Below are 14,741 nucleotides of genomic sequence, written 5' to 3' on the forward strand. Positions count from 1 at the left end.
ATGACAAACAATGAGAAACTCAAACCACGCAACAATACTCCTTCGCAATGACGAAAATTAAATTTTAAAATTCTTTTCTCTATGGGTTCAAATAAAATTAATAAAAAGTCGATTGCACGTATTGCAGCAGTGCAGGCTATGTATCAACATATATTACAAGATAATCAAGATATGGAAGATATATTGCAGAACGTACTTTCTTTTTATCAAAATAATAATTCTATAACAGATTTACCGGAGAATTTAAAAATATCATTAAGTATAAGTCATTTTAAAATGCTGGTAAAGTCAGTATTTGAAAATATTAATAAACTAGATGAAATTATCGCCAATCATTTAACAAATGATAAAGATCCTGCACATATGCCGATCTTACTCCGAGCTTTATTTCGTGTTAGTATATGTGAGCTATTATTTTGCCCTACTACGCCTGCTAAAGTAGTAATCAACGAATATACGGACATAGCAAATGATATGTTAAATGAACACGAGATCGGTTTTGTTAATTCCGTATTAGATAAAATAGCAAAAGAAAATAAAAAAATCCCATGACAAATAACTTAAGCGGTTATAGAAATAAATTTGTTAGAGTTAAGACTTCTAAAAAACGTACCGTCTCTTCTAATAACTGGCTTAGACGCCAATTAAATGACCCGTATGTTGCAAAGGCACGTACCCAAGGCTTTAGATCAAGAGCTGCGTATAAACTGCTTGAAATTCATGAAAAATTTAAACTTTTTACTCCTAATATGAAAATTGTTGATTTAGGAGCAGCTCCTGGCGGATGGAGCCAAGTAGCTTCCAAGCTTATTCAAGCTTCGGATAATAGCCTAAATAATAAAATAATCTCTATCGATTTATTAGAAATCGAACCTATTGTCGGAGTTGAGTTTTTTCAAAAAGACTTTTTTGAAGAAGATACGGAAGAATTAATTATTCAGGCTTTAGACGGTAAAGCTGATATAGTAATGAGTGATATGGCATCAAATACCATAGGTCATAAAGCTACCGATCATATCAGAACCTTACTTTTATGTGAGCAAGCTTTTGAATTTGCTTTAAAAGTTCTAAAACCTTCAGGTCATTTTATTGCTAAAATCTTTCGCGGCGGTGCAGAAAACGAGTTATTAAATAAAGTGAAGCGTGAATTTAGGACGGTGAAACATTTTAAACCTTCATCCAGCCGTAGCGAATCCACTGAAATCTATTTAGTTGCTCTAAATAAGAAATAAAAAATTATCCTCAATAATTGAGGGTAATTTAAGCTATAATACTGAAATTATGATTTGGTTACAGAAGATGACGCTTCTCCTAATGAGACTACTACCCAGTTGCCATCAAGTTTCTCTATAATAGTAGGATTATTAACTATATCTTCATTATCTGTTGTTGTACTTAAAATAGTAGAAATCATATTTGTATTAGCTTCTACTATATTTAAAGCAGTATCAGCTGCACCTCTTACAAATCTAGCTATACCAAAAATAATGTTGTCTAACATACAATTTCTATACTATTATATGAGGTTATGTTACCTATTTGTTTAACTTCCATAGCACAATTTTGTTGTAAATCACTATATCCCCAACGATGCATATCTACTCCAACCATACTAGGATACTCATCTTCAACATAAGTATCTAATAAAAATACATCTTTACCATGACCTGAAATAGCTTTAAGCTGTTGAGTATATTCATTATTTTCTAATATTTGCTGTTCCCAATCGGCTATAGGTAAAATAATCTTATCTTCTAAATTAGCAAAATTCTTTAACTTATGATTCTCAAGCCCTTCCATCATTTTATTAATGCCTAGATATGCTGAAGCTTTTTGAACAACAGAACCAACCATATTATATAAATATGATCCCCACCCTTCTGCTTTTGATGATTCTGACTTCTCGATATTATTTACTTTCGGTAGAACTAAGTGTATTTTACCGGAATGATTATTGGTAGTATTAATAATATTAGGTTTTGCATTATATACCTCAGAATGTTTAGCTAACTCTTCTAGAGGGGTTGTTACTTTTCCGGTAAATAAATCCTGATTTATAGCGTATTTAATTACTTCTTGTGAACCTGGGCAGTCAAAAGTTACGGATTTATTAAAATTTAAATTACGAGAATGTAATTCTACTCCGGTTAAATCCGCAACTATTGCTCCAAGTGAATGACCGCTAGTATCAAAAATATATTCTGCAGCTTTCTCAATGCCGCCTATTTTTTCAATTACTTCATCAATAAATTTCTTAACTGTTACTAATTTATTAGGATTATAATGGAAAGTAATACGTGCATCATCCCATATGTCATTCATATCTGCTTTTGTACCGGCACTAGCAATATGAATGGCTTTAGTTTCCTTATTTATAAATGCAACAGCTTTATAACCATATTGAGCTGTATTTGCGTTATTACAAGAAGCGGTGAGTATTTCCCAACCACTACCTACTAAGTGACTACCATCTGTCATTAATGCTTCTGCAAGATATCGATTTGTATCATCTGTCTTATACGCAAGATTTACTCCTAAATGAGCAAATTCCTTATGGTTTATAGCGCGTATAGGAATTTCTGCTATAGTTAAAGATTCAAATTCTTTCATTATGTATTCCCAACATTAGTTTATCTTAATTACCACAAAATATGGAATTTTTTAACAAATGTCAAGCATTAATATTACTTAAGTTATTATTAAATAAAAATTGACATTTGTTTACCTTTGTAATATAGTGCATTTCTGTTATATTCAAAAAACCATGAAATATGGTAGTTTAAATTTAATAAAGAGGAAACAATGTGTTCATGTATTACACATTTATTTGGTAGCGATGCCCCAAAAACTTATTCATCTATTATAAAGGCTAAAGAAATATATCTTGAATATATTAATATAGCTAAAAAAGTAGTAACAGATATAGAAGCAACATTATCAGCTTTAGATTTGAAAGATACAGTTATTAGTTATGCAGAATATGCCCTTGATTTTACAGTAGAAAAAATTTTTGGAAATACTATAGGTAAAATAATCTCTCCTAAAATTAAAGAAGCTATTAAATATATACCGGAATATGTTGATTCTGCTACAAAAAACCTAGAAGCAGATATTAAAACTTTTAATGATTATTTAAATAATGCTGCTCAAATTGAGCTAGATTTTGCTAATGAAGAAGAAGGAAGTATAGTTTTAGTGGGAGTTGATGCTAATTGTTAAGGTTCAAGCTATTAAATCTTTCTAATTACAAATAAAAAAAGGATAAGTTTTTAACTTATCCTTTTTCATCTAATAACATCCTTTGCTCTTTTTTCAAAAGCTACAATCATTTTTTCGGTTGCTTTGGTAAAATAAGTGCCGATTAATTTATCCAGTATTACGGACTTCATTTTAAAATCAATCAAGAATTTTAATTCAGTTCCTGCCGTGCGTGGAACAAATTGCCAAGTACTTTTTAAATATTCAAAAGGTCCTGAAATAGCTACCGTATCAATCAAATATATTCCATCATCTGTTATTGCATTTGTAACTCGTGAATTATATTTTTCTGAAAAACCTTTTAACTGGATCACTAACTCAGCAATGATCTCATAGTTATCTTCTGAAATAATTCTAGAAGCAACGCACCAAGGTAAGAATTTAGGATAAGACTTTACATCCCACACCAAATCAAATAATTCTTGCGGTTTATAAGGTAAAACTTTAATTTGCTCAAATGAGGGCATAGTAGGTATTGTGTAGTAAGTTTAAATTAATCTATTTTAGTTCTTTTTAGCTACAAATTATAAGATTTTTTTGAAATAGGGATAACTATTCCAGCAAAAATCTTATTAATTTTCGCATAAAAATTCCTTAAAATATAAATAATTTAAACTTACTACACAATACCTAAAAATCCGTGACTTTACCTTTATGTTGCCAATCGCCGTATCTTGTCGGTTCTAGACCTTTAACCCCACCAATTTCTTTTTCTTTTGGCAAATTTTCTTCTTCTGATATATTATTATCTTTTTTATCGTCCATAGTACTAAATATATGAAATATAACCGCATATATATTAATAGTCATTTAGCTGAAAATAGCAAGATAGAATTAGCAAACGCTCATATTCATTATATTAAAACGGTGCTACGTCTTAAAGTAAATGATGGCTTGCGTATCTTTAACGGTACGGATGGAGAATTTTTAGCACAAATTACCGATATAGGTAAAAATAACCTATCGGTTAAGCTTAAAGAACAGTTTAAAAAGCCTTATACAGAATCTGCTTTAACTCTTGCTGTTGCTATAATAAAGCAAGATAAATTAATGCTCGCAATAAATATGGCTACGCAACTCGGTATAACTAAAATTATTCCGTTAATTACCAAGCGGTGTCAATTTAGATCGGTAAATATCGAACGTTTAACAAAAGGTGTGATTGAAGCGACAGAGCAATCGGAGCGTCTTATTCCCCCGATAATTGAGCAAGCTATTAAATTACAAGATTATCTTAAAAAGAATAATAATTTGATGTTATATGCTAATGAACATGAAAAAGAAGAAAACTCTATATTACAAATTGCATCATCACTTAATAATAGTGATATAGATATTGTTATTGGACCGGAAGGCGGTTTTACTAATGATGAGCTTGAACTTCTTGCCTCATATAAGAATACAAAATCTATAAGTTTAGGAAGTAATATACTGCGAGCTGAAACAGCAGCGATAACTGCTATAGCACAAGTAGCTCTTACGATGTCATTCCCGCGGAGGCGGGAATCCAGTAATTAAAAAGCATAAATGCTACTAGTATTGTTTCGTTTTTTTCTAGATTCCCGCCCCCGCGGGAATGACATCAAGCGAGTTGTCTGATTCATACAACAATGAATGCCGGCCACAGAGTGACACAGTTTTACTGCGCCTTTTCTATTCCAGGTTTACAAAATAGCTTACCTAAACAAAGGCAAGAGTATACACCACAAAAGCCTATAATTATATAAAGTATTGTAACAATAATTGGAAATGAGCCAAATAAAAGTGTGACTAAATTAAAATTAAACAATCCAACCAAGCCCCAATTTATAGCACCTATAGAAGATAGTAAATGTATAGTAGTAATAAGCGGATTATTAGAAGTATTTATTAACATATTTTGACCTCATATTCATTAAACGTAAAATAATCATTTCTCATTTTGTGCTTTATGTCTACTAAATTTTACAATTCTATAATTTATTAATCCTTCTTAAAAGTTTGATATATTACGGGTATAACAAAAATTGTAAATATAGTACCGATGCTTAATCCTCCAACTATTACAAAACCGATAGAATTACGAGCAGCAGCACCGGCCCCGTCTGCAAAAACTAGAGGTAAAGCTCCGACTACAGCAGCAAGGGTAGTCATAAGAATTGGACGCAAGCGCAGTTTTGAGGATTCTATTATAGCTTCCCGAACCTTTACTCCTTTTTCTCTTAGCTGATTAGCAAATTCTACTATCATAATAGAATTCTTAGTAATTAATCCAATTAAAGTAATAAGTCCGATATTGCTATACATATTAAGGCTATTACCTGCAAGCCAAAGAGCAAGTACACCGCCGGTTATTGAGAAAGGTACGGCAAGTAATATTAATAAAGGATCAGTAAAACTTTCAAATTGAGCTGCAAGCACTAAATAGATAAATACAAGAGCAAATACAAATGTTATAAGCATATTACTGTCTGCCTCTCTCATTTGTTTAATTTCTCCGATATATTCAATTATAGTATTACTAGGATCAAGTAACTTAGAGGCTATTTTATTGATTTCATCGATTGCGTCATTAATTTTTCCATCAGGAGCAAGATCGGAAGAAATAGTAACGGATTTTGAATTATTATAATGACTATATGATTTTACCGATATTTTTTCCGTAATATTGGCTATCGATTCAAGCGGTAACATATTATTATTTTTTGCTCTAATTAAAATTTTACTAAAATCGCTAATATCTTTTCGATCTTTTTGATTAAATTGTAATATAACATCATATAAATCATTACCCATTCTAAAATCCCCGATTTGTTGACCTGCAAGTAAATATTGTACTGTTTTGCCTATATTGGCCAAATCCATTCCGTATAAATAAGCCTTATCACGGTTAACTTCTATACTTATAGTCGGCATTGCCGATTGTAAATTTCTATTGACGTTTAAGAAAATAGGGTTTGTTTTCATTATATCAATAAATTGTTGTGATATTTTATCTAGGTCATCATATTCAAGGTTCGTTTGAATAGTAAACTCGATAGGGCTACTTGCATTTCCGCTAACCATTGAACGTGGATCCATAGCGAAAATCGACATGCCAGGTATTTCGGAAAATTGCTTATTTAACATATTCTTAATAGTTTCTTGTGAACAAGCACGCTCACTCCAGTCTTTTAACGGAATGAACCCAAAAACCTTATCACTACCGCCTGCACCTATTACCATCAGATAACCTAATATATCTTTATAATTAGCAAGGATCTTTTCAGCTTCCGTTACTACTTTAGTAGAAGATTCTAAACTAGAACCTTCAGGTCCTTTAAGAGAAAGTTGTAAAAATCCGTCATCTTCTTGCGGTACAAAAACTTTTTGAGTAAATTTAAAACTAATAATCAGCACTATAAATGATGATGCAATAATGATGACAAATTTCTTTTTATTTTCAAAAGTTAGATTTAGATAATAAATATATTTATTTTGAATAAATTGTAGAATGTCATTAAACTTTACTAAGAATTGCGGTAAGTCCGTATTATGTTTTGTAACCATACGACTTGACATCATAGGAGTCAAAGTTAAAGCAACAAATCCTGAGAACAGAACACAAAATGCTAAAGTCCAAGCAAATTCAATAAATAGTTTCCCGATAAAACCCTCTATAAAACCGACAGGTAAAAATACGGCAGCAAGCGTAATAGTCATAGCAATGATTGCAAAGCCGATTTCTTTAGAAGCAAGCATAGCTGCTTCCATGGGTTTATGCCCCATTTCATTATATCTAAAAATGTTTTCAAGCATAACTATTGCATCGTCTACTACAAGACCTATAGCAAGTATCATAGCAAGGAGCGTAAATATATTAATAGAAAATCCAAAAGCATACATTACACTAAAAGTACCGATCAACGATACCGGAATCGTCACAAACGGAATTAAGGTAATTTTAGCAGAAGCAAGAAATAAATAAGTGACTAAAACTACTAATATTAAAGCTTCAAAAATTGTTTGAAATACCGCATAAATTGATGCTTTTACAGGTGTTGCTCCATCGTATGCGATACCCATGCTTATTCCTTTGGGCATTGATTCTTTAATTCTTTCTAATTCTTTAGTTACTTCATTTGATAAATCTATGACGTTAGCTTTTGATTCTTTTATAAGACCAAGGGCAATAGAGCTTCTGCCGTTATATCTGAAAATTATGTCCTCATCGGGAGAAGTTAAAGATATTTTCGCGATGTCTCGTAATTTTATTATGCTTCCGTTTTGTACTTTTAGAATAATATTGCCGAATTCTGCCGGTGTAGATAAAGAACCTTCAAGAGTTACTATAAAATTATTACTTCTTGTTTTAATTGTGCCTGCGGGATAATCTTTATTTTGTTCTTTTATTGCAGATTCAATCTCCAATAAAGAAATTTTATGCTGATATAATTTTTTGGAGTCTGGTTCTATTCTCATTATATATTCCCTGCCTCCGTAAATTTGTGATTGTCCTACGCTTTCAAGTTTATCTAAAGGTGTTTGTAGACTATCTTCGACGATCTTCGTTAATTCTAAATCGCTATATTGATCACTTTCAATACTTATGAAAAGACTTGGAAAACTATCGGCATCAAGTTTTGCAACCGACGGAGCTTTCATATCTTGCGGAAACATATAAGTGATATCCGATATTTTAGAACGAACATCGTTTAGTGCTACTTCAATATCGGTAGATAGTAGAAACGATAAAGTAATACTACTTTCACCGGTGGAACTTTGAGAAGTTATATAATCTAAATTTTTAACCGTCTTTAAAGCTTTTTCTATACGTGTCGTTATTTCTTTTTCCATATATAAAGCATCGGCACCTGCATAATAAGCATTGACGTTTATAATGGGAACTGAAATATCCGGAATTCCTCTAATTTGTAGTTTGGTAAAAAAAATTGCCCCAAGAGCTACGATAACCAAACTCAAAACCGTAGCAAATACCGGACGTTTAATGCAAATTTCAGACAATAACATTGGATTTAATATATTTTTTTAAAAATTTTATTCTAAATTAATGCGAATAGCGGATTATGTAATAATTCGCTATTCGGTTAGAAATATTGAATATAAAAGGTGAAAGGCGGTTTCTACCTTTTATATGAATTAATTATATATATTATTTTTAGTAAAAACTTATAATTTTTTATAGAATATAATAATATTTTATTTTGAAATCGGGGGGAAGAAACGCTTCAAATCCTGATTTCTACAATTTTACCCAATAGCAAATTACTTTTTGTAATTTACTATTGACAATAAATTAGGGTTTTAATGATAAATTTTCACTTTAATTACTTGATTAAAATAGTTTTAACAGTATTACTGATGTAAAATGGCTACATTTTTCTATAAATTAATATAATAACGTATATATTTTAAACTTTGTAAATAACTGGCATTTGCAGTATGTGGGTAGTTTGTTATAATTAACTCATATAAAAAATATATTGATGTATATTATTGCCAGTTGTATATATTTTTTTATAAAAAAACATCCATGCATATTAACCCATTAAAGGAGAATTGATTTTATTATGAGTGTACATAACAAAAAAGAACCAAAAAAAATGAATAAAACCGAATTTATAGCATTTATGACCGACCATGGTCATAATCATAAACATGCTTCACATAAATCATTAACAAAAGCTGATGCCGAGAAAGCACTTAATTTAGTTCTTGATAGTGTGATTAATGCTATAAAGAGTCACCATAATATTAATATAACAGGTTTCGGTTCATTTGAAATACATCATAGAAAAGCACGTGAGGGTCGTAATCCAAAAACCGGAGCAAAAATGAAAATAGATGCTTACAATCACCCTACTTTTAGAGCCGGAAGAAAAATGAAAGAAGCTTGTAATTAATGATTCTGATTTACCGTTATAAATGCTTTATTGTATAATTCCTACAAAAGGGCTTTGTTGCATGGCTCTAGAAAAACGCTTCGGTGTTATACCGTGACTTGACCATGTCATTCAAGGAGTAACTTATAGCACTAATAATTTTCCGAACCCCGTTACAAGCTTACGGGGTAACACTAGAAAAACCGACTCATGCAACAATGCTCTGCAAAAGCCGGAATGATATAGAACACTTCTTAAGTACAATTCAATAATGATATTACAACCATAAACCATTTCTTGTTACTACGATAACTCTTTTTATATTATGATAATCGAACGTCTAGAGTTTAACTTAAAACACAATAAGCTATACAATAGTTGGCTTATCGAAGCTGCAAATATAGAGCAAGCTTTAAAAGACGTAGAAGATTTTATATATGTTAAGCTTTTTAAGAATAACATTCCTCTTGAAAATAATCCTGATTATCATTTTATCGCTAGGGAAACTTCAGGTACATCTAATGCTAAAAATATTTCTATTGAACAAATCAGAAAGTTACAAGAATTTTTAAGTAAAACTTCTGCAATCTCAGGTTATAAAGTTGCCGTAATTTATTCGGCGGATCTTATGAATTTGAATGCGGCGAATTCATGCTTAAAAATTCTTGAAGATGCACCAAAGAATAGTTACATTTTTTTAATTACTTCAAGAGCTGCAAGTATTATTTCTACGATTAGATCAAGATGTTTTAAAATTAATATTAGATCATCTATCCATCATACTCAAAACGAATTATATTCTGAGTTTATTCAGCCGATAGCAGATAATGAGACGTTAGATTTTATTAATCGTTTTACTACTAAAGACCGAGAATTATGGCTAGATTTTATTGATAACGTATTATTATTAATGAATAGAATTCTTAAAAAATCTGCTAACGTTAATATTGAACTTCTAGATTTAGAAAATAAGATTTTTAATAAACTATCCAATCAACATCCTTCATATTTACTGCAAAAATTTACTGACATAAAAAAGTTAATATATAATACCATTGATTATGATTTGGACTTAAAAGCAAGTTATATATTAGTGGTTAATGAATTTTCGAGTAATTGAACTCGATATCACTCTGCACTCCTTTCACGTTATCCATAAAACAACAAAATATATTGTTGCTAAAACATATTGAGAGAAATATACTCCTTTTGAAAGAAGTTTAAAATAATGGGTATTCGAGATGGAAAGCGGTTCCCATCTCGAATACAAATTTAATTTATGTTTTATTTTGACTATTGTTCATTTACTCGTAGTATATATTAGGTTCTGTGAACTTTATTAAAATCAAATTATTTACATGTTTAAAACTTTAACACAAAATTTAACGAAGACTTTTGATAAACTAGTCAGCTCAGGAATTTTGACGGAAGCCCAAATAGATGCTGCTATGCGGGATATAAGAGTGGCTCTTTTAGAGTCGGATGTAGCGTTGCCGGTGATAAAAGATTTTATAGCGGAAGTTAAACAAAAAGCACTAGGGCAGGAGGTTATTAAGTCTGTTTCACCTGGGCAGATGATAATTAAAATTATCCATGAAGAGATGATAAATCTTTTAGCTGCCGGTGAAAGTGAGACAAAGCTAAATTTAAATTCAAAGCCGCCTGTAAATTTCCTAATGGTAGGGTTGCAAGGTAGCGGTAAAACTACAGCGAGTAGTAAACTTGCTTTACGACTTAAAAATCAAAATAAAAAAGTTTTACTTGTTTCTTTGGATACTTACAGACCGGCAGCACAAGAGCAGCTAGCTATACTTGCAAATTCAGTACAGATTAATTCATTACCTATTGTGCAAGGTGAGAAACCTCTTGATATTGTCAAAAGAGCTATTGCTGAAGCTAAACTCTCTGCTTATGATGTCGTAATTTATGATACTGCCGGTAGAACACAAATTGATAAAGAGATGATGGAGGAGGCACTATCAATAAAAAAGATAGTGGAGCCTACGGAAACTTTATTAGTAATTGACAGTATGACAGGGCAGGATGCAGTAGTTACGGCAAGTAGCTTTAATGCAAAGTTAGAACTTTCAGGATTAATTTTATCTAGAATTGACGGTGATTCTAAAGGCGGTGCAGCACTTAGTGTAAAATATATTACCAAAAAGCCGATTAAATTCTTGAGTAGTGGTGAAAAACTAACCGATTTAGAAGAGTTCGACGCTAAACGTTTAGCTTCTCGAATACTTGACATGGGCGATATTATATCCTTTGTTGAAAAAGCAGCCGGTATCGTTGATAGAGAAGAAGCGGAAAAAACAGCTGCTAAATTAAAAAAAGGTAAATTCGATCTAAATGATTATATGCAGCAAATGAGAAGCATAAAAAAAATGGGAGGTTTTGGAAGTATACTTAGCATGTTACCGGGTAGCGGTAAAATTATGGATCAAATAGATCAGTCAAAATTAGATAGTAAAATAATTGAACATCAAGAAGCAATTATTTTATCTATGACGCCGACAGAACGTAAGAATCCCGATATAATTAATGCCTCTCGCAGAAAACGTATAGCTCTAGGTGCCGGTACTACAGTACAAAAGGTAAATATTTTACTAAAGCAATATAAGCAAATAAGCGATATGATGAAAAAAGCAAGTAAAATGAACCCTAAAAATCTATTACGTAGCGGACTTGGAAAATTGTTTTCGTAAATTTATATTATGTCAAAAAAGAAAAAGCCTAAACATGATGAGATTGTACGAAGTGCATTTGAAAATCCGATAGTCGCTCAAGAGTTTTTTGAAATGCATTTACCGCCTCATATACAAAACTTACTTTCTTTTGAAACTCTTAAAATGGAGAAAGATAGTTTTGTAGATAAAATACTTAAAAAATCCATATTGGACATTTTATTTTCAGCTAAATTTTGCGGTGAAGACGGTTACTTATTTTTATTATTAAGAACATCAAAGTAAACCTGATTATTATATGGCTTTTCGTTTGTTTAAGTATATGTTAAACATTGCTGAATATCATAATGAAAACAACGAAAAATAAGAAATTGCCTTTTATATATCCGTGCGTATTCTATAACGGTATACAAAAATATAACGCTCCTCGTAATTTATGGGAGTTGTTTGATCATGGTGAACTTAAAAATACTTGGATTAATGATTATTAACTTATAAACGTGCATGATATATCTGATCAAAAATTGAAAGAAAATGCTTGGTCTGGAATTTTACAATTTTTTATGAAGCATATACACGAACGAGATTTATTAAAGAGATGGCAAGAAATAGCTGATCTTTTACCTGAATTTATTAAAATTAATATCGGTATTGATTATATAGAGCTAATTTTGTCCTACACCTTGAATAAAATCAAAGAAAATGATAAAATAGAAGTAGCAAAAATGCTTAAATCGCATTTAAACCCTAAATTAGGAGCAAAAATCATGGGAAGCTTAGCATATCATTGGGAGCAACAAGGTATAGACAGGGGAAGAAGAAAAGAAAAAATTATTATAGCGAAAAATTTAATCAAAGCCGGTTTAAAAAGTGACTTAATAATTGCCTCAACCGGATTAAAAAAAGAAGAAATTGAGAAACTAACATAAATTATCTGCATTCTTTAAAAATATAAAATATGAAAGTTACGGCAGATGATTTAAGTATTTATATTCATTGGCCGTTTTGTTTGTCAAAATGCCCGTATTGTGATTTTAATGCTCATGTGGCAAGCACTATAGATCATCATCAGTGGCTTAAGTCCTATGAAAGGGAAATTGAGTATTTTAAGGCCATTATTCAAAATAAATATATAAAATCTATTTTTTTCGGTGGTGGCACTCCTTCGTTAATGAATCCTGTAATAGTGGAAGGAATAATAAATAAAATCAGTAATATAGCAATTATTGATCATCAAACCGAGATAACTCTAGAAACCAATCCCACATCCTTTGAAACTGAGAAGTTTAAAGCATTCAAATCTGCCAGAATTAATCGTGTTTCAATTGGAGTACAATCCTTAGAAGAAGACGATTTAAAAAAACTAGGTAGAACCCATGATTGTATGCAAGCCATTAAAACAATTGAGGCGGCAAATACGATTTTTCCACGAGTATCATTTGATTTAATATATGCACGTAGCGGTCAGAAATTAAAAGACTGGCAAGAAGAATTAAAACAAGCAATGCAGCTTGCTACCTCGCATATTTCTCTTTATCAGCTGACTATTGAAAAAGGTACACCGTTTTATAAATTATTTAAGGACGGTAACCTGATTTTGCCGCATTCGGATGAAGCAGCTGAAATGTATGAATGGACAAACCATTATCTAGAATCTAAAAAATATTTTAGATATGAGATATCGAATTATGCTCTAGCGAGTCAGGAATGTTTGCATAATTTAACTTACTGGAATTATAATAGTTACTTAGGTATAGGTCCTGGAGCTCATAGTAGAATCATTGAACCCTCAAGTTCAGTATCGGCAATTATGATGTGGCATAAACCTGCAAAATGGTTAGACTCGGTTAAAACAAAAAATGTCGGTATTCAAACTAACATTAAGTTAACACATCAAGAAATCATTGAAGAAATGTTAATGATGGGATTGCGTCTTAAAAGTGGCATAAATATTTCTACATTAGAGCAGAAATTGCACACAAAATTAGAGAATATTTTAGACATGAATAATCTTAAACATTATCAAAACCAAGACCTAATTAAGTTAGATAAAAATGTCTATCTTACCGATAAAGGTTTAATGCTGCATAGTTACATAGTACCTAGATTGATCAAGTAATTAACAATTAAGATTAATTATATGAAAATTATTCAAGTAATTTTAAAGTTTATAATTATTTTTATTATTCCTTCTATTCATGCGATGGAATGTAAACTTGAGTATAAGAGCGAAAAAATATATGTAGACGGTATTGAGTATGATCAAAAAGTGGGAAATCCAATTACACCGATAGCAGATGCTATTAAGGCAGCTAATATCGATGAAGTAAAAAAAATATTAGATGAGGGATATGGAGTAAATCAACCATGCTTGGGTTGGACTCCTCTAGATTATGCTATATCGAATAATAATATAAAAATTGCCGATTTTTTATTAAAGCGTAGTGCATCTATGAATTTAATACATATAAATATAGGATTTATGAAGCCGGAAATTGCCGAATTTTTAATTAATCAGGGAATGAGTCCTAATTTAAGATATGAAGACGGTAGTACCGGAATGATGTTAGCCGCAGAAAGAAATAACCCTGATTTAATAAAACTTTTGCTTAAGTTAGGTGTTAATTCTAGCGTTCAAAATTCTAAAACCGGAATGACTTCCCTTATGTATGCAGCATCATATCTTAATGTTGAACCTACTCGTATTTTATTAGAATATAGAGCAGATCAAAAAATTAAAGATTTTAAAGGGAAAAGAGCTTTAGATTGGATAGCAGTGGATGCTAATAGAAATTTACATGCTTTGGACGGAGAATATTATAGTGCTTTATTTCTTGCTCCGTTTAAAACTAAACTGAAAATTATAAAAGAAAGAAATAGCATACAGACTCAAAATAAAGAAAAGGAAAAAGCAATAAAAAAGCTTCTCAATGCT

The 14,741-nt window shown here is 31.0% G+C and carries 13 protein-coding genes and 3 pseudogenes; 10 read left to right on the forward strand and 6 right to left on the reverse strand.

Annotation, left to right across the window (positions count from 1 at the left end; translation table 11 throughout):
• Positions 1 to 81: 81 nt before the first annotated feature.
• Entirely contained in the window at positions 82 to 552 is a 471-nt protein-coding gene (gene nusB, locus ACIAS7_RS03305; RefSeq protein ID WP_473199335.1) for a transcription antitermination factor NusB, read from the forward strand.
• Complete coding sequence (locus ACIAS7_RS03310) at positions 549 to 1,232, forward strand: RlmE family RNA methyltransferase (RefSeq protein WP_473199336.1); 684 nt, start codon at positions 549 to 551, stop codon at positions 1,230 to 1,232. The genes nusB and ACIAS7_RS03310 overlap by 4 nt, the downstream gene beginning before the upstream one ends.
• Before the next feature lie 47 nt (positions 1,233 to 1,279).
• Here ACIAS7_RS03310 and ACIAS7_RS03315 read toward each other — a convergent pair whose 3' ends face one another.
• Both ACIAS7_RS03315 and rlip read right to left on the reverse strand, forming a co-directional pair.
• On the reverse strand, positions 1,280 to 1,501 hold the full coding sequence (locus tag ACIAS7_RS03315) for a hypothetical protein (protein WP_473199337.1): 222 nt from the start codon (positions 1,499 to 1,501) through the stop codon (positions 1,280 to 1,282).
• Positions 1,495 to 2,610, reverse strand: a complete 1,116-nt coding sequence (gene rlip, locus ACIAS7_RS03320; protein ID WP_473199338.1) for a secreted effector lipase Rlip — start codon at positions 2,608 to 2,610, stop codon at positions 1,495 to 1,497. The genes ACIAS7_RS03315 and rlip overlap by 7 nt, the downstream gene beginning before the upstream one ends.
• A 192-nt stretch (positions 2,611 to 2,802) precedes the next feature.
• Here rlip and ACIAS7_RS03325 point away from each other — a divergent pair, with 192 nt between their 5' ends.
• The gene (locus tag ACIAS7_RS03325) at positions 2,803 to 3,219 is read left to right on the forward strand and encodes a hypothetical protein (protein ID WP_473199339.1); all 417 of its coding nucleotides are present in this window, start codon (positions 2,803 to 2,805) and stop codon (positions 3,217 to 3,219) included.
• Positions 3,220 to 3,284: 65 nt separating this feature from the next.
• Here the strand turns inward: ACIAS7_RS03325 and ACIAS7_RS03330 are convergent, their stop codons facing one another.
• Both ACIAS7_RS03330 and ACIAS7_RS03335 read right to left on the reverse strand, forming a co-directional pair.
• A complete protein-coding gene (locus tag ACIAS7_RS03330; protein WP_473199340.1) occupies positions 3,285 to 3,725 on the reverse strand; it encodes a type II toxin-antitoxin system RatA family toxin in 441 nt (146 codons plus the stop codon).
• 163 nt (positions 3,726 to 3,888) lie between these two features.
• Positions 3,889 to 4,014 (reverse strand): annotated as a pseudogene (locus ACIAS7_RS03335) (DUF1674 domain-containing protein); the annotation flags it as partial.
• A gap of 21 nt (positions 4,015 to 4,035) precedes the next feature.
• On the opposite strand from ACIAS7_RS03335, the gene ACIAS7_RS03340 reads away from it, so the two are divergent.
• The gene (locus ACIAS7_RS03340) at positions 4,036 to 4,776 is read left to right on the forward strand and encodes a 16S rRNA (uracil(1498)-N(3))-methyltransferase (protein ID WP_473199341.1); all 741 of its coding nucleotides are present in this window, start codon (positions 4,036 to 4,038) and stop codon (positions 4,774 to 4,776) included.
• Between the two features lie 121 nt (positions 4,777 to 4,897).
• Here the strand turns inward: ACIAS7_RS03340 and ACIAS7_RS03345 are convergent, their stop codons facing one another.
• Both ACIAS7_RS03345 and ACIAS7_RS03350 read right to left on the reverse strand, forming a co-directional pair.
• On the reverse strand, positions 4,898 to 5,077 hold the full coding sequence (locus ACIAS7_RS03345) for a DUF378 domain-containing protein (protein ID WP_473199400.1): 180 nt from the start codon (positions 5,075 to 5,077) through the stop codon (positions 4,898 to 4,900).
• A 143-nt stretch (positions 5,078 to 5,220) separates the two neighbouring features.
• Positions 5,221 to 8,247: an efflux RND transporter permease subunit gene (locus ACIAS7_RS03350; protein ID WP_473199342.1), complete on the reverse strand. Its 3,027-nt coding sequence runs from the start codon at positions 8,245 to 8,247 to the stop codon at positions 5,221 to 5,223.
• 560 nt (positions 8,248 to 8,807) lie between these two features.
• Here ACIAS7_RS03350 and ACIAS7_RS03355 point away from each other — a divergent pair.
• From ACIAS7_RS03355 to ACIAS7_RS03380, 6 genes and pseudogenes are all read left to right on the forward strand, one after another.
• The gene (locus tag ACIAS7_RS03355; protein WP_473199343.1) at positions 8,808 to 9,140 is read left to right on the forward strand and encodes an HU family DNA-binding protein; all 333 of its coding nucleotides are present in this window, start codon (positions 8,808 to 8,810) and stop codon (positions 9,138 to 9,140) included.
• A gap of 304 nt (positions 9,141 to 9,444) precedes the next feature.
• Positions 9,445 to 10,239 (forward strand): DNA polymerase III subunit delta', encoded by a 795-nt coding sequence (locus tag ACIAS7_RS03360; protein WP_473199344.1) that lies wholly within the window; start codon positions 9,445 to 9,447, stop codon positions 10,237 to 10,239.
• 238 nt (positions 10,240 to 10,477) lie between these two features.
• On the forward strand, positions 10,478 to 11,827 hold the full coding sequence (gene ffh, locus ACIAS7_RS03365) for a signal recognition particle protein (RefSeq protein WP_473199345.1): 1,350 nt from the start codon (positions 10,478 to 10,480) through the stop codon (positions 11,825 to 11,827).
• A gap of 9 nt (positions 11,828 to 11,836) precedes the next feature.
• Positions 11,837 to 12,735 (forward strand): annotated as a pseudogene (locus tag ACIAS7_RS03370) (Rpn family recombination-promoting nuclease/putative transposase).
• Positions 12,736 to 12,764: 29 nt separating this feature from the next.
• Entirely contained in the window at positions 12,765 to 13,925 is a 1,161-nt protein-coding gene (gene hemW / locus ACIAS7_RS03375; protein WP_473199346.1) for a radical SAM family heme chaperone HemW, read from the forward strand.
• 84 nt (positions 13,926 to 14,009) lie between these two features.
• Positions 14,010 to 14,489, forward strand: a pseudogene (locus ACIAS7_RS03380) (ankyrin repeat domain-containing protein); the annotation flags it as partial.
• Between the last annotated feature and the right edge of the window lie 252 nt (positions 14,490 to 14,741).

The organism is Rickettsia sp. 109562A South Dakota (assembly GCF_055791265.1).